We start from the raw sequence: 17,030 nt of genomic DNA on the forward strand, positions 1-17,030 counted from the left end.
TGAGAGCATTCGGCCGTACCCGGTCCAGGTTTCCGCCTCGGCCCGACCAGGCTGCGCACTTTGAGGACGAAAGTTTCCATTTGTGAGTGAGACAACGCATGACGGCAGGGTTGTGGTGAGCGACCGTCCGTCGCCCGACGACGGGCTCTCCGCGACGGAACTGGCCGCCAAGTACGGGCTCGCCGTGAGCGGCGCCAGGCCCGGACTCGTCGAGTACGTCCGCCAGATGTGGGGGCGGCGTCACTTCATCCTCGCCTTCTCCCAGGCGAAGCTCACCGCGCAGTACAGCCAGGCCAAGCTCGGCCAGCTGTGGCAGGTGGCGACCCCGCTGCTCAACGCGCTGGTGTACTTCCTGATCTTCGGCCTGATCCTCAACGCAGACCGGGGCATGTCGCGCGAGGTGTACGTCCCGTTCCTGGTCACGGGCGTGTTCGTGTTCACCTTCACGCAGAGCTCGGTGATGGCGGGCGTCCGCGCGATCTCCGGCAACCTGGGCCTGGTGCGCGCCCTGCACTTCCCGCGCGCCTCGCTGCCCATCTCCTTCTCGCTCCAGCAGCTCCAGCAGCTGCTGTTCTCGATGATCGTGCTGTTCTGCGTGGCGGTCGGCTTCGGCAGCTACCCGAAGCTGTCGTGGCTGCTGATCGTGCCCGTTCTGGCGCTGCAGTTCCTGTTCAACACCGGCCTCGCGCTGATCATGGCCCGCATGGGGTCCAAGACCCCGGACCTCGCGCAGCTGATGCCGTTCGTGATGCGGACCTGGATGTACGCCTCCGGCGTCATGTTCTCCATCCCGGTGATGCTCGCCGACCACCCCAAGTGGATCGCCAGCGTCCTCCAGTGGAACCCGGCCGCGATCTACATGGACCTGATGCGCTTCGCGCTGATCGACGGCTACGGCCGCGAGAACCTGCCCCCGCACGTGTGGGCGGTCGCGGCAGGCTGGGCCGCTCTGATCGCGTTCGGTGGCTTCGTGTACTTCTGGAAGGCGGAGGAGAGGTACGGCCGTGGCTGAGTCACACATCCCCACCGTCATCGCGGACGAACTGCACATCGTCTACCGCGTGAACGGCGCCAAGACCGGCAAGGGCAGCGCCACCGCCGCTCTCAGCCGCATCGTCAAGCGCGGCGAGGAGCGCGGGGTGCGCAAGGTGCACGCCGTCAAGGGTGTCTCCTTCATCGCCTACCGCGGCGAGGCCATCGGCCTGATCGGCTCCAACGGCTCCGGCAAGTCCACCCTGCTGCGTGCGATCGCCGGTCTGCTCCCGGCGGAGAAGGGCAAGGTCTTCACCGACGGCCAGCCCTCCCTGCTCGGCGTCAACGCCGCGTTGATGAACGACCTCACGGGCGAGCGGAACGTCATATTGGGCGGCCTCGCGATGGGCATGTCCCGCGAGCAGATCAGGGAGCGCTACCAGTCGATCGTCGACTTCTCCGGCATCAACGAGAAGGGCGACTTCATCACCCTGCCGATGCGGACGTACTCGTCCGGCATGGCGGCCCGGCTGCGCTTCTCCATCGCGGCGGCCAAGGACCACGACGTGCTGATGATCGACGAGGCCCTCGCCACCGGTGACCGGTCCTTCCAGAAGCGCTCCGAGGCCCGTATCCGCGAGCTGCGCAAGGAGGCCGGCACGGTCTTCCTGGTCAGCCACAACAACAAGTCCATCCGCGACACCTGCGACCGCGTCCTGTGGCTGGAACGCGGCGAACTGCGCATGGACGGACCCACGGACGAGGTCCTGAAGGAATACGAGAAGTTCACGGGCAAGTAGCCCGAAACGACCCGGGCCCCACCGGAACTGTTCCGGTGGGGCCCGGCGTCTGCAAGGGATACCCGGGAGCGGCGTCCGCAAAGGAAACGCCAACTTCGGCAAGGAAGCGTCAACTCCGGGCGCCCATAGGAATCTTGGGGGCAATCGGTGCGTTCTTGTGATGTGCAGGACACCCCGACGGAGCTTGGTGCGTTGTACAACGTAAGCTGTACCGGTGCCCAATCGCGGCAAGTGGGTCCATAATGCGCGACATCCGGCATCAGCCGCAGACGCCGCCCACTGGGCGGCGTGTCCGAAATAGTGCGTATTGGGTCGGCAGTGTAGAACGGGAGATGTGACGGCCATGGCTACGGAGACTCCCCAGCTCAAGCACGCTTCTGCCGTTCTCGCGCCGGGTGACGAGCGGTGACCGAAACCGGGACGGCGCGCGCCGGGGACCCGGAGGGCGACACCCTCGACAAGGCCGGGGCGGAGAACTTTCCCGTCGCCCCGTTCTTCCTCCCCAGGGCCTGGCGCGACGACCTCATGGCCGTCTACGGCTTCGCCCGGCTCGTCGACGACATGGGTGACGGCGACCTCGCTCCCGGCGGCGCCGACGCCCGCCTCCTCGGTGTCCGTCCGCAGGACGCCGACGACCGGCTCCTCCTTCTGGACGCCTTCGAGGCCGACCTCGCCAGGGTCTTCGACGGCACCCCGGACCACCCGCTGCTGCGCAGGCTCCAGCGCACCGTCCGCAGCCGCTCCCTCACCCCCGAGCCGTTCCTCGCCCTGATCGCCGCCAACCGTCAGGACCAACTGGTCAAGCGGTACGAGACCTACGACGATCTGCTCGCCTACTGCACGCTGTCCGCGAACCCCGTCGGCCATCTGGTCCTCGCCGTCACCGGCGCCACGACCCCCGAGCGGGTCCGGCACTCCGACGCGATCTGCACCGCGCTGCAGATCGTCGAACACCTCCAGGACGTGGCCGAGGACCTGGGCCGCGACCGTGTCTATCTGCCCGCCGCGGACATGAAGCGCTTCCACGTCCAGGAGGCGGACCTCGCCGCGCCCACCGCCGGCGCATCGGTGCGCGCACTGGTCGCCTACGAGGCGGAACGCGCCCGGAATCTCCTGAATGACGGCACCCCCCTCGTGGGTAGCGTCCACGGCAGGCTGAGGCTGCTCCTCGCGGGGTTCGTGGCGGGAGGAAGGGCGGCCGTCCAGGCGATCACCGCCGCCGAATTCGACGTACTTCCCGGCCCGCCCAAGCCCGGCAAGCTCCGGCTGCTGCGCGAGGTGGGCGCGACCCTGCGAGGAGAGGGGTGATCCGGACCGTGGAATCGGAACCACACGCGGCCGCGCCGGTACTCGCCGCCTACAGCTACTGCGAGGCCGTCACCGGACAGCAGGCCCGCAACTTCGCCTATGGCATCAGGCTGTTGCCGACGCCCAAGCGCCGCGCGATGTCCGCGCTGTACGCGTTCTCCCGGCGCGTCGACGACATCGGTGACGGCGCGCTCGCGGTCGAGGTGAAGACGGCCCGGCTGGCGGAGACCAGGGCGCTGCTCACCCGGGTCCGGGCGGGCTCCGTCGACGAGGACGACACGGATCCCGTAGCGGTCGCCCTCGCCCACGCCGGGGCGGCCTTCCCGATCCCGCTCGACGCCCTCGACGAACTCATCGACGGCGTCGTCATGGACGTACGCGGTGAGCACTACGAGACCTGGGACGACCTGAAGGTCTACTGCCGCTGTGTCGCCGGTTCCATCGGGCGGCTCTCGCTCGGTGTCTTCGGCACGGAACCGGGGGCGCGCGGCGCGGAACGCGCGCCGGAGTACGCCGACACCCTCGGGCTCGCGCTCCAACTGACGAACATCCTCAGGGACGTTCGCGAGGACGCGGAGGGCGGGCGCACCTATCTGCCCGCCGACGACCTCGCGAAATTCGGCTGCTCGGCCGGGTTCGCCGGGCCTCTCCCGCCGTCCGACTCCGACTTCGCGGGTCTGGTGCACTTCGAAGTGCGCCGGGCCCGCGCCCTGTTCGCCGAGGGTTACCGGCTGCTGCCGATGCTCGACCGGCGCAGCGGCGCCTGCGTCGCCGCCATGGCCGGCATCTACCGGCGGCTGCTCGACCGCATCGAGCGGGAACCGGAGGCCGTGCTGCGCGGCCGGGTCTCGCTGCCCGGCCGTGAGAAGGCGTACGTCGCCGTACGCGGCCTTTCCGGTCTGGACGCCCGGCATGCGTCGCGCCGTACCGTCAGGAGGCGCGTCTGATGGACAATTCGCTCCAAGACGAACCCATCGGGGAAAAGTGGTACGCAACCCTCCGCAACGCGGGAGCGTCCCTGACTGCGACGGCCTGCCGCGGACCCATCCGGCACCCCGGCGGACCGGCAGGGGAGGGTGCACGATGACCGACGGCGCACAGTCCGAGGGGCTGCCGGACGCGGACCGTACGGGCCGCCCCCGGAGCACGGCCGTGGTGGTCGGCGGGGGGCTGGCGGGCGTCACCACCGCGCTCTCGCTCGCCGACGCCGGCGTGCGTGTCACGCTCCTGGAAGGGCGGCCCCGGCTGGGCGGACTCGCCTTCTCCTTCCAGCGGGGCGAGCTGGCCGTCGACAACGGGCAGCACGTGTATCTGCGGTGCTGCACCGCCTACCGCTGGTTCCTCGACCGTGTCGAAGGGACCGAGCTCGCGCCGCTGCAGGATCGTCTCGACGTGCCGGTTCTCGACGCCGGGGGCAGAGCCGGGCGACGGCTCGGCAGACTGCGGCGCGACGCGCTGCCCGTCCCCCTGCATCTGGGACGCAGCCTCGCCACGTACACCCATCTCTCGCTCGCCGAGCGCGCCGGGGTGGGGCGGGCCGCACTGGCGCTCAAGGCGCTCGACCTCGCCGATCCCGGGCTGGACGAACAGGACTTCGGCAGCTGGCTGGCCGCGCACGGTCAGTCGGCGCGGGCCGTCGAGGCGCTGTGGGACCTCGTGGGGGTCGCCACCCTCAACGCGGTGGCTCGGGACGCCTCCCTGGGGCTCGCCGCGATGGTGTTCAAGACGGGTCTGCTGTCCGACCCGGGCGCCGCCGACATCGGCTGGGCCCATGTCCCGCTGGGTGAACTGCACGACCGGCTGGCCCGCAAGGCGCTCGACTCGGCGGGTGTCCGTACCGAACTCCGTACCCGCGCCACCTCCATCTCCCCCCTGGGGAACGGGACTTGGCGGGTCGAGGTCCCCGGCGAGAGCCTCGACGCCGACACGGTCGTCCTCGCCGTACCGCAGCGCGAGACGTACGACCTGTTGCCCCCAGGAGCGCTCGACGAGCCCGGGCGGCTGCTGGAGATCGGTACCGCGCCGATCCTCAACGTCCATGTGGTGTACGACCGGAAGGTGCTGAGCAGGCCGTTCTTCGCGGCGCTCGGCTCGCCCGTGCAATGGGTCTTCGACCGGACCGAGGCGTCCGGTCTGCGTGAGGGCCAGTATCTGGCGCTGTCGCAGTCGGCCGCACAGGACGAGATCGACACGCCCGTGTCCGGCTTGCGCGAGCGGTATCTGCCCGAGCTGGAAAGGCTGTTGCCCTCCACACGCGGCGCGCGGGTGAAGGACTTCTTCGTGACCCGGGAGCGCACCGCGACGTTCGCTCCCACCCCCGGCGTCGGACGGCTCAGGCCCGGCGCCCGCACCAAGGCCCCCGGCCTGTACCTGGCCGGAGCGTGGACCGCCACCGGGTGGCCCGCGACCATGGAGAGTGCGGTCCGCAGCGGCATCGGGGCGGCGGACGCCGCCCTCGCCGCGCTGGGCCGGCCCAGGGACCACCTCTTCGACCACGAGGAGGCCGCGTGACGCTCGAAGCGCCCCCAACCGGTTCCCGCACTCTCGGTACCGCGAACACATCGACATCTGGAGAGACTGTGCCCACTGTGCCCCCGGCCGTGACGGCCGCTGCGAGGACCGCGGTGGACGTGACCGCGCTCCTGGAGCGCGGGCGGACCCTGGCCACACCCGTGCTGCGGGCGGCCGTCGACCGGCTGGCGCCCCCCATGGACACCGTCGCCGCCTACCACTTCGGCTGGATCGACGCCCACGGCAACCCGGCGGACGGCGACGGCGGCAAGGCCGTACGTCCCGCGCTCGCCGTCATGTCCGCCGAGGTCACCGGCGCCGCACCCGAGGTCGGCATCCCCGGCGCGGTCGCGGTGGAACTGGTGCACAACTTCTCGCTGCTGCACGACGACCTGATGGACGGCGACGAACAGCGCCGCCACCGCGACACCGTCTGGAAGGTCCACGGCCCCGCCCAGGCCATCCTCGTCGGCGACGCCCTGATGGTCCTCGCCAACGAGATCCTCCTCGAACTGGGCACCGCCGAGGCGGCCCGCGCCACCCGCCGCGTCACCACGGCGACCCGCGCGCTCATCGACGGGCAGGCCCAGGACATCTCCTACGAGCACCGCGAGCGGGTCACCGTCGAGGAGTGCCTGGAGATGGAGGGCAACAAGACCGGCGCCCTGCTCGCCTGCGCCTGCTCCATCGGCGCGGTCCTCGGCGGCGCGGACGACCGCACCGCCGACACGCTGGAGAAGTACGGCTACCACCTGGGCCTCGCCTTCCAGGCCGTCGACGACCTGCTGGGCATCTGGGGCGACCCGGTCTCCACGGGCAAGCAGACCTGGAGCGATCTGCGCCAGCGCAAGAAGTCCCTGCCGGTCGTGGCCGCGCTCGCGGCGGGCGGTCCGGCCTCCGAGCAACTCGGCGAGCTCCTCGCCGCCGACGCCAAGAGCAGCGACTTCGAGAACTTCTCCGAGGAGGAGTTCGCCGTGCGCGCCGCCCTCATCGAGGAGGCGGGCGGCCGCGCGTGGACCGCCGAGGAGGCGCGCCGCCAGCACACGATCGCCATCGAGGCGTTGGACTCGATCCGGATGCCCGAGCGGGTGCGGGACCAGTTCGCGGCGCTCGCCGACTTCGTCGTCGTACGAAAGAGATGATCGCCATCCCCCAGGAGCCGACCGCCAACGGTCGAATAGCCCTCGCGTAGTCGCCGGCCGGTGCCTGTCACCGGACACGCACCGGCCGACGGCTGACCCACCGCAGAGAGATCCGTCCACTGCACGAAGGGGAAGCCATGACAGCGACGACCGACGGAAGCACCGGGGCACTGCCGCCCCGCGCTGCCGCGGCCAGCGACACCGACCACGACACCCCTGTGGCGGCAGGGGTCCAGGATGCGGCAGCGCATGCCGTACGGCGCGCCACCGACTTCCTGCTCTCCCGACAGGACGCCGAGGGCTGGTGGAAGGGCGACCTGGAGACCAACGTCACCATGGACGCCGAGGATCTGCTGCTCCGTCAGTTCCTGGGCATCCGCGACGAGAAGACCACTCGGGCCGCCGCCCTCTTCATCAGAGGCGAGCAGCGCCCGGACGGCACCTGGGCCACCTTCCACGGCGGCCCGCCCGAACTCTCCGCCACCGTCGAGGCGTACGTCGCGCTGCGGCTGGCCGGGGACGACCCGGCCGAGCCGCACATGGCGCGGGCCTCCGCGTGGATCCGCGAGCGGGGCGGGATCGCCGCCGCCCGGGTCTTCACCCGTATCTGGCTGGCGCTGTTCGGCTGGTGGAAGTGGGACGACCTGCCGGAGATGCCGCCCGAGATCGTCTACTTCCCCAAGTGGATGCCGCTGAACATCTACGACTTCGGATGCTGGGCCCGCCAGACGATCGTGCCGCTGACCGTCGTCTCGGCGAAGCGCCCGGTGCGGCCCGCGCCGTTCCCGCTCGACGAGCTGCACACCGACCCCGGACGGCCGAACCCGCCCAGGCCCCTGGACCCGTTGGGCAGTTGGGAAGGCGCCTTCCAGCGCCTCGACAAGGTCCTGCACGGCTACCACAAGGTGGCGCTGAAGCGGCTGCGCAGGGCGGCGATGAACAGCGCGGCCCGCTGGATCGTCGAGCGGCAGGAGAACGACGGCTGCTGGGGCGGCATCCAGCCGCCGGCCGTCTACTCGATCATCGCGCTGCACCTGCTCGGCTACGACCTCCAACACCCCGTGATGCGGGCCGGACTGGAGTCCCTCGACCGGTTCGCCGTGTGGCGCCAGGACGGGGCCCGGATGATCGAGGCGTGCCAGTCCCCGGTGTGGGACACCTGCCTGGCCGCCATCGCGCTCGCCGACGCGGGTCTGCCCGCCGACCATCCCCAACTCGTCAAGGCCGCCGACTGGATGCTCGGCGAGGAGATCGTCCGCCCCGGCGACTGGTCGGTGAAGCGACCCCAACTGCCCCCGGGAGGCTGGGCCTTCGAGTTCCACAACGACAACTACCCCGACATCGACGACACCGCCGAGGTCGTCCTCGCGCTGCGCCGGGTCAGGCACCACGACCCGGAGCGGGTGGAGAAGGCCATCCGGCGCGGGGTGCGCTGGACCGTCGGCATGCAGTCCAGGAACGGGGCGTGGGGCGCCTTCGACGCCGACAACACCAGCCCGTTCCCCAACCGCCTGCCGTTCTGCGACTTCGGCGAGGTCATCGACCCACCGTCCGCCGACGTCACCGCGCATGTGGTGGAGATGCTCGCGGTCGAGGGACTGTCCCACGATCCGCGTACCCGGCGCGGCATCGAATGGCTGCTGGCCGAGCAGGAGTCGAACGGCGCGTGGTTCGGCCGCTGGGGCGTCAACTACGTCTACGGCACCGGGTCGGTGGTCCCCGCCCTCGTGACCGCCGGGCTGCCCGCCGCGCACCCCGCGATCCGCCGGGCCGTGGCCTGGCTGGAGACCGTGCAGAACGACGACGGCGGCTGGGGCGAGGACCTGCGCTCCTACCGCGACGCCGCCGAGTGGGGCGGCAGGGGCGCCTCCACCGCCTCCCAGACGGCGTGGGCCCTGCTCGCACTGCTGGCGGCGGGGGAGCGGGACACCAAGGCCACCGAGCGCGGCGTCGAGTGGCTGGCCCGGACCCAGCGGGAGGACGGGTCCTGGGACGAGCCGTACTTCACCGGGACCGGCTTCCCCTGGGACTTCTCGATCAACTACCACCTCTACCGCCAGGTCTTCCCGCTCACCGCGCTCGGCCGGTACGTCAACGGCGAGCCGGCCGTCCTGAGGGCCCCGCACGCGTCGAAAGCCAAGGGGAGCTGATGAACCCGCCCGCCGCCCCGGCCCCGCTGCTGATCGCCTGCGCGCTCGGCATCGAGCAGCTCGCCCTGCGCAGCGGCGACCGGGGCGGCGCCGGGGGCCCGGTCACCGTACTGCGCACCGGCATGGGGCCGAGGGCCGCCGAGCGGTCCGTCACCCGGCTGCTCGCCGACCCGGGGCTGCGCGACGCGGCCGTACTGGCCACCGGGTTCTGCGCCGGACTCGCCCCGGGCATGCACCCCGGTGACCTGGTCGTCGCCGAGGAGACCCGGGGCCCCGACGGCGCCGTCACGCCCTGTGTGGGCACCGAACTGCTGGTCAAGGAGCTGGTGCGGGCCGTGCCCGGGCGCAAGGTCCACACCGGCCCGCTCACCGGATCCGACCATGTCGTACGCGGCCAGGAACGGTCCGACCTGTACGCGACCGGCGCACTCGCGGTCGACATGGAGTCCGCCGTCACGCTCCACTGCGCCGTGAGATCCGGCGCACGCCCGGTTGCGGCCGTCCGGGTGGTCGTGGACGCTCCAGAGCATGAACTGGTCCGGATCGGCACGGTACGCGGTGGAATATCAGCCTTCCGCGTCCTTCGTGCCGTCCTTCCCGCTTATTACGAATGGCACCGTTCCTTGCTGCTCCCCAGGAGGTGAGCCAGATGGCCATGCCGCTCCGCCAGTCCATCAAGGTGGCGACGTATCTCGCCGAACAGAAGCTCCGCAAGCGCGACAAGTTCCCGCTGATCGTCGAGCTGGAACCGCTCTACGCCTGCAATCTGAAGTGCGAGGGCTGCGGCAAGATCCAGCACCCGGCGGGTGTGCTCAAGCAGCGCATGCCGGTGGCGCAGGCCGTGGGCGCCGTCCTGGAGTCCGGGGCGCCGATGGTGTCGATCGCCGGCGGCGAGCCCCTGATGCACCCTCAGATCGACGAGATCGTGCGGCAGCTGGTGGCGAAGAGGAAGTACGTCTTCCTCTGCACCAACGCCATGCTGCTGCGCAAGAAGATGGAGAAGTTCAAGCCCTCGCCGTACTTCGCGTTCGCCGTGCACATCGACGGGCTGCGGGAGCGGCACGACGAGTCGGTGGCGAAGGAAGGGGTGTTCGACGAGGCCGTGGCCGCCATCAAGGAGGCCAAGAGGCGCGGCTTCCGGGTGACCACCAACTCGACCTTCTTCAACACCGACACCCCGCAGACCATCATCGAGGTTCTCAACTTCCTCAACGACGACCTGAAGGTCGACGAGATGATGATCTCGCCCGCCTACGCCTACGAGAAGGCGCCCGACCAGGAGCACTTCCTCGGCGTCGAACAGACCCGTGAACTGTTCAAGAAAGCCTTCTCGGGTGGCAACCGGCGGCGCTGGCGGCTCAACCACTCGCCCCTGTTCCTCGACTTCCTGGAGGGCAAGGTCGACTTCCCGTGCACGGCGTGGGCGATCCCCAACTACTCGCTCTTCGGCTGGCAGAAGCCCTGCTATTTGATGAGCGACGGGTACGTCACGACGTACCGGGAGCTGATCGAGGACACCGACTGGGACGCGTACGGCCGGGGCAAGGACCCGCGCTGCGCCAACTGCATGGCGCACTGCGGCTATGAGCCGACCGCCGTCCTCGCCACCATGGGATCGCTGAAGGAGTCGTTGCGCGCCCTGCGCGAGACGGTCTCCGGAAACAACGGGTGACGCCATGACCGCCGTCTCCCTGGGCGTTCCCGAGGTACCGGTCCGGCCGATCGCCGAGCGGCGCGTGTCGCGCGGGATCCAGGTCGGGTCGGTGGCGGTCGGGGGCGGGGCCCCGGTGTCGGTGCAGTCGATGACGACGACCCGTACGTCGGACGTCGGCGCAACCCTGCAGCAGATCGCGGAACTCACCGCGTCGGGCTGCCAGATCGTCCGTGTCGCCTGCCCCACGCAGGACGACGCGGACGCCCTCGCCACCATCGCCCGCAAGTCGCAGATCCCGGTGATCGCGGACATCCACTTCCAGCCGAAGTACGTGTTCGCGGCGATCGAGGCCGGTTGCGCGGCGGTGCGGGTGAACCCCGGCAACATCAAGCAGTTCGACGACAAGGTCAAGGAGATCGCGCGAGCGGCGAAGGATCACGGGACCCCGATCCGGATCGGGGTCAACGCCGGCTCGCTCGACAAGCGGCTCCTGCAGAAGTACGGGAAGGCGACGCCCGAGGCGCTGGTGGAGTCCGCGCTGTGGGAGTCCTCGCTGTTCGAGGAGCACGACTTCCGGGACATCAAGATCTCGGTCAAGCACAACGACCCGGTCGTGATGATCGAGGCGTACCGGCAGCTGGCGGCCCAGTGCGACTACCCGTTGCATCTGGGGGTCACCGAGGCCGGTCCGGCGTTCCAGGGCACGATCAAGTCCGCCGTCGCCTTCGGGGCGCTGCTCAGCGAGGGGATCGGCGACACGATCCGGGTGTCACTGAGCGCTCCGCCGGTCGAGGAGATCAAGGTCGGCATCCAGATCCTGGAGTCGCTGAACCTGCGGCAGCGGCGGCTGGAGATCGTCTCGTGCCCCTCGTGCGGGCGGGCGCAGGTCGATGTGTACCGGCTGGCGGACGAGGTGAGTGCCGGTCTGGAGGGCATGGAGGTGCCGTTGCGGGTGGCCGTCATGGGCTGTGTCGTCAACGGACCGGGCGAGGCGCGGGAGGCGGACCTGGGGGTCGCCTCCGGCAACGGCAAGGGGCAGATCTTCGTGAAGGGCGAGGTCATCAGGACCGTGCCCGAGTCGAAGATCGTGGAGACCCTCATCGACGAGGCGATGAAGATCGCCGAGCAGATGGAGCGGGACGGCGTCGCGTCGGGGGAGCCGGCGGTCACCGTGAGCTGACAACACGGGCTGAGAGAGCACGGATCGAGAGGGGGCCCGACGTGACGATTCTGGAGAGCATCCGGCAACCGCGCGACCTGAAGGCGCTGACCGAGGCGGAACTCGGTGAACTGGCCGAAGAAATCCGGGAGTTCCTGGTGCACGCGGTCGCCAGGACCGGTGGTCACCTGGGGCCCAACCTGGGGGTGGTGGAACTCTCCGTCGCACTCCACCGGGTCTTCGAGTCACCCGTCGACCGCATCGTCTGGGACACCGGTCACCAGAGCTATGTGCACAAGCTGCTGACCGGGCGACAGGACTTCTCCAAACTGCGGGGCAAGGGCGGCCTGTCGGGCTACCCCTCGCGCGAGGAGTCCGAGCACGACATCGTCGAGAACAGCCACGCCTCCACCGCCCTCGGCTGGGCGGACGGCCTCGCCAAGGCCCGTCAGGTGCGGGGGGAGAAGGGCCATGTGGTGGCGGTCATCGGCGACGGCGCGCTGACCGGCGGCATGGCCTGGGAGGCACTCAACAACATCGCGGCCGCCAAGGACCGGCCGTTGATCATCGTCGTCAACGACAACGAGCGCTCATACTCCCCGACCATCGGCGGCCTCGCCAACCACCTCGCGACCCTGCGCACCACCGACGGCTACGAACAGTTCCTCGCCTGGGGCAAGGAGGTCCTGCTGCGCACCCCGGTCGTCGGCAAGGAGGTGTACGAGGCGCTGCACGGGGCCAAGAAGGGCTTCAAGGACGCGTTCGCGCCGCAGGGCATGTTCGAGGACCTGGGCCTGAAGTACGTCGGCCCGATCGACGGGCACGACACCAAGGCGGTCGAGTCGGCGCTGCGCCGCGCCAAGCGTTTCCACGGGCCGGTCCTGGTGCACTGCCTGACGCAGAAGGGCCGCGGGTACGAGCCCGCGCTCGCCGACGAGGAGGACCACTTCCACACGGTCGGTGTGATGGACCCGCTGACGTGCGAGCCGCTCACTCCTGCCGGTGGACCGTCCTGGACGTCGGTCTTCGGCGACGAGATCGTAAAGATCGGGGACGAGCGCGAGGACGTCGTGGCGATCACGGCGGCCATGCTGCATCCGGTCGGGCTCGGCAGATTCGCGGAGAAGTTCCCCGACCGGGTGTGGGACGTCGGCATCGCCGAGCAGCATGCGGCGGTGTCGGCGGCGGGGCTCGCGACGGGCGGGCTGCATCCGGTGGTGGCCGTCTACGCGACCTTCCTCAACCGCGCCTTCGACCAGTTGTTGATGGACGTGGCGCTGCACCGGTGCGGAGTCACCTTCGTCCTGGACCGGGCCGGTGTGACGGGCGTCGACGGGGCCTCGCACAACGGCATGTGGGACATGTCGATCCTCCAGGTCGTACCGGGGCTGCGGATCGCCGCGCCGCGCGACGCCGAGCAACTGCGGACGCAGTTGCGGGAGGCCGTCGCCGTGGACGACGCTCCCACGCTGATCCGGTTCCCGAAGGAGTCGGTGGGCCCTGAGATCCCGTCCCTGGAGCGGGTGGGCGGTATGGACGTCCTGCACCGCTCCCCGTCCTTCGACCGTCCGGCCGTGCTGCTGGTCGCCGTCGGCGTCATGGCGTCGGTCTGTCTTCAGGCCGCCGAGCTGCTGGAGGCGCGGGGGATCGGCTGCACCGTCGTCGACCCGCGCTGGGTCAAGCCGGTCGATCCGGCGCTGCCGTGGCTCGCCGACGAACACCGGCTCGTGGCTGTCGTGGAGGACAACAGCCGTGCGGCCGGGGTCGGTTCGGCGGTCGCGCTGGCCTTGGGGGACGCCGAGGTCGACGTACCCGTACGGCGGTTCGGGATTCCGGAGCAGTTCCTCCCGCACGCCAAGCGCGGAGAGGTGCTGGCGGACATCGGCCTGACGCCGGTCGAGATCGCCGGGCGGATCAGCGCGAGTCTGGCCGTCAAGGGCGAGCTCGCGAAGGGCGACCTGTCCCAAGCCGAGCCTTCCGAGGAGAAACCGTAAATGACCACAGCGGAACCCGCCGCCGATACGGAGGAGTTCGACCTCGGCAGACTCCTGGCCGAGCGCGGCGCCGAGCGCTACGAACTCCACGCCAGGCACCTCAACCACCAACTCCCGCGCATGCTGCACACCATCGGCTTCGACAAGGTCTACGAGCGGGCCGAGGGCGCGTACTTCTGGGACGCGGACGGCAACGAGTACCTGGACATGCTCGCCGGATTCGGGGTGATGGGGCTCGGCCGCCACCACCCCGTGGTCCGCAAGGCGCTGCACGACGTGCTCGACGCGCGCCTCGCCGACCTGACCCGTTTCGACTGCCAGCCCCTGCCCGGCCTGCTCGCCGAGAAGCTGCTCACCCACAGTCCGCACCTGGACCGGGTGTTCTTCGGCAACAGCGGCACGGAGGCCGTCGAGACGGCGCTGAAGTTCGCCCGGTACGCAACAGGCAGACCGCGCGTCCTGTACTGCGACCACGCCTTCCACGGGCTCACCACCGGCTCCCTCTCCGTGAACGGCGAGGACGGCTTCCGGGACGGCTTCGCACCGCTGCTGCCCGACACGGCCGTACCGCTCGGTGATCTCGACGCGCTGGCGAGGGAGTTGAAGAAGGGCGATGTCGCCGCCCTCGTCGTCGAGCCCATCCAGGGCAAGGGCGTGCACGAGGCGCCGCCCGGCTATCTGCGCGCCGCCCAGGAGGTGCTGCACCGACATAAGGCGTTGCTGATCGTCGACGAGGTGCAGACCGGGCTCGGGCGGACCGGGGACTTCTACGCCTACCAGCACGAGGACGGGGTCGAGCCGGATCTGGTGTGCGTGGCGAAGGCGCTCTCCGGAGGCTATGTCCCGGTCGGCGCGACCCTCGGCAAGGAGTGGATCTTCAAGAAGGTCTACTCGTCCATGGACCGCGTCCTTGTCCACTCGGCGAGCTTCGGCTCCAACGCCCAGGCCATGGCCGCCGGGCTCGCCGTCCTCTCGGTCATGGAGAACGAACGGATCGTGGCGGGCGCCCGGGCCACGGGCGAGCTGCTGAAGACCCGGCTGGCCGCACTGATCGACAAGTACGAGCTGCTCAGCGACGTACGCGGCCGGGGCCTGATGATCGGCATCGAGTTCGGCAGACCCAAGTCGCTGAAGCTGCGCAGCCGTTGGACCATGCTCCAGGCGGCCCGCAAGGGACTGTTCGCGCAGATGGTCGTCGTCCCGCTGCTGCAACGGCACCGCATCCTCACCCAGGTCTCCGGCGACCACCTGGAGGTGATCAAGCTGATCCCGCCGCTGGTCATCGGGGAGCGGGAGGTGGACCGGTTCGTCGAGGCGTTCAGCGAGGTGATGGACGACGCGCACAGCGGGGGCGCCCTGATGTGGGACTTCGGGAAGACGCTGGTGAAACAGGCGGTGGCCAACCGATAGAGGGGCACGTCAGGAGCCTGCCGAGGGCCCGTCAGGTGCGTGACTTCGGCGGGGACCCAGGGATTTTGCCTCTGAGGCAAGGAAATTGCCGCAGAGGCAAAAGTCCGGCTGAATGGAGGGCATGAGCCCCTCCGAGGGTACGAACCCTCCCGAGCCACCGCCGGGCGCGGCGCTGCCCGCCGTCGCCCCGCAGCTGCGGGCCCTGCGCCGCCGGGCCTCCCTCACCCTGGAGGCCGCGGCCCGAGCCGCCGCGCTCTCGCCCGCACACCTGTCCCGGCTGGAGACCGGGCAGCGTCAGCCCTCGCTGCCGATGCTGCTCGCGCTGGCCCGCATCTACGGTACGACGGTCTCGGAGTTGCTCGGCGAGACCGTCGCCGAGCGGGACGCCGTGCTGCGCGCGCCCGACATGGAGCCCACTCGGGCCGGCGGCTGGACGTACTGGCAGGCGGGCGCTTCCGGGCGCGGGATGCAGGCGCTGCGCGTCCATGTGCCGCACGGCTCGCAGGGCGACATCGTGCGGGTGCATCCCGGCGAGGAGTGGCTCTACGTCCTGAAGGGACGGCTGCGGCTGCGCCTCGGGGACACCGCGCACCAGCTCGCGCCCGGGGACAGCGCGCACTTCGACTCGCTGACCCCGCACCGCATCGCCGCCGCCGACCAGGACGGCGCCGACCTCCTGTTCGTCCACACCCTTCTGCAGAGCCCGACCGCCGCGCTGTGCCTCGGGCCGATCACCCCCGGAGAGACTCCATGACCGACCTGGAAGAGAAGTTCCCCCGCGCCCTGTGGGTGCGGCTCATCATCTACATCGCGGTCGGCCATGTCTTCGCGGCCTTCGTCTACCTGCTGTTCGAACTGGGCGCCGAGCAGTAGCCGCATCACCCGTGGGGGTCGGCTCTCCGGTCGAGGCGGCTCGTCCTGCCTGGCGCGCACTGGGCCGTTTCTGACCGCTCTTGAAGCCGTTCGTGAGCGGTTACGGACGAGTCCGGTGAGGCGGCCGGCGCCTCACGAGCCGCCTCACGAGCCGCCTCACGAGCCGCCGATCGGCCGGATGATCTCCGACCAGGAGCCGTCAGAAGTGCCCTAGTCGAGCAGGCGCTCGCGCAGCCGCTCCCGGGTCTGCGGGGTCACCTTCAGACCCTGCTCCAGATACGAGTCGACATCGCCCCAGGTCGCCTCCAGGGTGTCGAAGGCCGCCTGGAGGTACTCGGCGCGGGCGTCGAAGAGCGGGCTCAGCAGCTCCATGACCTCCGGGGACCAGGCGCTCGCGGAGGTGCTGCTGCGGTGCACCTTGTAGCGGCGGTGCTTGGCGTTCGACTCCAGGTAGTCGGTGACGACGGCCTCGCGCTCGACGCCCAGGGCGAGGAGCGTGACGGCGATGGAGAGGCCCGCGCGGTCCTTGCCCGCCGCGCAGTGCATCAGCGCGGGCACGCTGTCCTCGGCCAGCGCGTGCAGCACTCGGGAGTGTTCGGCCGTGCGGTGCTTGATCATCGTGCGGTAGGAGGCGATCATCCGGTCGGCCGCCTTGCCGTCCCCCAACAGCGCGCGCAGCTGGTCCAGATCTCCGTCCCGGACCATCTTCCAGAACTCGGCGCCGTCCGCCGGGTCGCTCAGCGGCAGGTTCACATTGAGCACGCCGGGCAGCGAGACGTCCGGGCCCTCCAGCTTGAGATCGGCCGCGTTGCGGAAGTCGAAGACCGTGTGCAGGCCCAGGGAGGCCAGGAACGCGGTGTCCTCGTCGGTCGCGTGCGCGAGGTGGCCACTGCGGAACAGGACCCCGTGACGCACCCGACGGCCGTCCACCGTCGGCAGACCGCCCACATCGCGGAAGTTACGCACTCCGGTCAGCTCGGGCTCGGTCGACGGGATCTGCTGCGTCACTGGGGCTCCTCCCATCCGGCCGTCGGCGCGATCGTCGACGGGCGCGCAC

At 70.2% G+C, this 17,030-nt stretch carries 16 protein-coding genes; 15 read left to right on the plus strand and 1 reads right to left on the minus strand.

Annotation, left to right across the window (positions count from 1 at the left end; all coding sequences use genetic code 11):
- The first annotated feature begins 82 nt into the window (after positions 1-82).
- The 15 genes from OG858_RS38495 (at position 83) to OG858_RS38560 (ending at position 15,973) form a co-directional block, all read left to right on the plus strand.
- A complete protein-coding gene (locus OG858_RS38495; protein WP_086746900.1) occupies positions 83-1,012 on the plus strand; it encodes an ABC transporter permease in 930 nt (309 codons plus the stop codon).
- Positions 1,005-1,772 carry an ABC transporter ATP-binding protein gene (locus OG858_RS38500; protein WP_046706038.1) on the plus strand — a complete coding sequence of 256 codons (768 nt, stop codon included), beginning with the start codon at positions 1,005-1,007 and terminating at the stop codon, positions 1,770-1,772. The genes OG858_RS38495 and OG858_RS38500 overlap by 8 nt, the downstream gene beginning before the upstream one ends.
- A gap of 405 nt (positions 1,773-2,177) precedes the next feature.
- On the plus strand, positions 2,178-3,080 hold the full coding sequence (hpnC, locus tag OG858_RS38505; RefSeq protein WP_319316159.1) for a squalene synthase HpnC: 903 nt from the start codon (positions 2,178-2,180) through the stop codon (positions 3,078-3,080).
- On the plus strand, positions 3,077-4,027 hold the full coding sequence (hpnD, locus tag OG858_RS38510; RefSeq protein ID WP_037704108.1) for a presqualene diphosphate synthase HpnD: 951 nt from the start codon (positions 3,077-3,079) through the stop codon (positions 4,025-4,027). The genes hpnC and hpnD overlap by 4 nt, the downstream gene beginning before the upstream one ends.
- A complete protein-coding gene (locus tag OG858_RS48320) occupies positions 4,027-4,167 on the plus strand; it encodes a DUF6380 family protein (protein ID WP_373420774.1) in 141 nt (46 codons plus the stop codon). The genes hpnD and OG858_RS48320 overlap by 1 nt, the downstream gene beginning before the upstream one ends.
- A complete protein-coding gene (hpnE, locus tag OG858_RS38515) occupies positions 4,164-5,591 on the plus strand; it encodes a hydroxysqualene dehydroxylase HpnE (RefSeq protein ID WP_328543984.1) in 1,428 nt (475 codons plus the stop codon). The genes OG858_RS48320 and hpnE overlap by 4 nt, the downstream gene beginning before the upstream one ends.
- Before the next feature lie 68 nt (positions 5,592-5,659).
- The gene (locus tag OG858_RS38520; protein ID WP_373420775.1) at positions 5,660-6,733 is read left to right on the plus strand and encodes a polyprenyl synthetase family protein; all 1,074 of its coding nucleotides are present in this window, start codon (positions 5,660-5,662) and stop codon (positions 6,731-6,733) included.
- Between the two features lie 137 nt (positions 6,734-6,870).
- Positions 6,871-8,883: a squalene--hopene cyclase gene (gene shc, locus OG858_RS38525; protein WP_319068297.1), complete on the plus strand. Its 2,013-nt coding sequence runs from the start codon at positions 6,871-6,873 to the stop codon at positions 8,881-8,883.
- Positions 8,883-9,527: a phosphorylase family protein gene (locus OG858_RS38530; protein ID WP_086748799.1), complete on the plus strand. Its 645-nt coding sequence runs from the start codon at positions 8,883-8,885 to the stop codon at positions 9,525-9,527. The genes shc and OG858_RS38530 overlap by 1 nt, the downstream gene beginning before the upstream one ends.
- Positions 9,528-9,532: 5 nt before the next feature.
- Positions 9,533-10,555 carry an adenosyl-hopene transferase HpnH gene (hpnH, locus tag OG858_RS38535; RefSeq protein ID WP_086748798.1) on the plus strand — a complete coding sequence of 341 codons (1,023 nt, stop codon included), beginning with the start codon at positions 9,533-9,535 and terminating at the stop codon, positions 10,553-10,555.
- Between the two features lie 4 nt (positions 10,556-10,559).
- Positions 10,560-11,717 carry a flavodoxin-dependent (E)-4-hydroxy-3-methylbut-2-enyl-diphosphate synthase gene (gene ispG / locus OG858_RS38540; RefSeq protein WP_086748797.1) on the plus strand — a complete coding sequence of 386 codons (1,158 nt, stop codon included), beginning with the start codon at positions 10,560-10,562 and terminating at the stop codon, positions 11,715-11,717.
- Between the two features lie 41 nt (positions 11,718-11,758).
- Entirely contained in the window at positions 11,759-13,690 is a 1,932-nt protein-coding gene (gene dxs / locus OG858_RS38545) for a 1-deoxy-D-xylulose-5-phosphate synthase (RefSeq protein ID WP_319316150.1), read from the plus strand.
- Positions 13,691-15,100 carry an aspartate aminotransferase family protein gene (locus tag OG858_RS38550; protein ID WP_086748795.1) on the plus strand — a complete coding sequence of 470 codons (1,410 nt, stop codon included), beginning with the start codon at positions 13,691-13,693 and terminating at the stop codon, positions 15,098-15,100.
- 121 nt (positions 15,101-15,221) lie between these two features.
- Positions 15,222-15,854 (plus strand): helix-turn-helix domain-containing protein, encoded by a 633-nt coding sequence (locus tag OG858_RS38555; protein WP_086748801.1) that lies wholly within the window; start codon positions 15,222-15,224, stop codon positions 15,852-15,854.
- The gene (locus OG858_RS38560; protein ID WP_086748794.1) at positions 15,851-15,973 is read left to right on the plus strand and encodes a DUF6126 family protein; all 123 of its coding nucleotides are present in this window, start codon (positions 15,851-15,853) and stop codon (positions 15,971-15,973) included. The genes OG858_RS38555 and OG858_RS38560 overlap by 4 nt, the downstream gene beginning before the upstream one ends.
- Positions 15,974-16,183: 210 nt before the next feature.
- Here OG858_RS38560 and OG858_RS38565 read toward each other — a convergent pair whose 3' ends face one another.
- Positions 16,184-16,981 (minus strand): tyrosine-protein phosphatase, encoded by a 798-nt coding sequence (locus tag OG858_RS38565; RefSeq protein ID WP_086748793.1) that lies wholly within the window; start codon positions 16,979-16,981, stop codon positions 16,184-16,186.
- Positions 16,982-17,030: the final 49 nt, after the last annotated feature.

Source organism: Streptomyces europaeiscabiei, from assembly GCF_036346855.1.
In the GTDB taxonomy this organism is placed as follows: domain Bacteria; phylum Actinomycetota; class Actinomycetes; order Streptomycetales; family Streptomycetaceae; genus Streptomyces; species Streptomyces europaeiscabiei.

What these genes read in the sequence shown, in the direction of transcription:
- OG858_RS48320 (WP_373420774.1), top strand. Translation starts at nt 4,027, where the DNA reads ATGGACAATTCGCTCCAAGACGAACCCATCGGGGAAAAGTGGTACGCA.
- hpnE (WP_328543984.1), top strand. Translation starts at nt 4,164, where the DNA reads ATGACCGACGGCGCACAGTCCGAGGGGCTGCCGGACGCGGACCGTACG.
- shc (WP_319068297.1), top strand. Translation starts at nt 6,871, where the DNA reads ATGACAGCGACGACCGACGGAAGCACCGGGGCACTGCCGCCCCGCGCT.
- OG858_RS38530 (WP_086748799.1), top strand. Translation starts at nt 8,883, where the DNA reads ATGAACCCGCCCGCCGCCCCGGCCCCGCTGCTGATCGCCTGCGCGCTC.
- hpnH (WP_086748798.1), top strand. Translation starts at nt 9,533, where the DNA reads ATGGCCATGCCGCTCCGCCAGTCCATCAAGGTGGCGACGTATCTCGCC.
- ispG (WP_086748797.1), top strand. Translation starts at nt 10,560, where the DNA reads ATGACCGCCGTCTCCCTGGGCGTTCCCGAGGTACCGGTCCGGCCGATC.
- OG858_RS38550 (WP_086748795.1), top strand. Translation starts at nt 13,691, where the DNA reads ATGACCACAGCGGAACCCGCCGCCGATACGGAGGAGTTCGACCTCGGC.
- OG858_RS38555 (WP_086748801.1), top strand. Translation starts at nt 15,222, where the DNA reads ATGAGCCCCTCCGAGGGTACGAACCCTCCCGAGCCACCGCCGGGCGCG.
- OG858_RS38560 (WP_086748794.1), top strand. Translation starts at nt 15,851, where the DNA reads ATGACCGACCTGGAAGAGAAGTTCCCCCGCGCCCTGTGGGTGCGGCTC.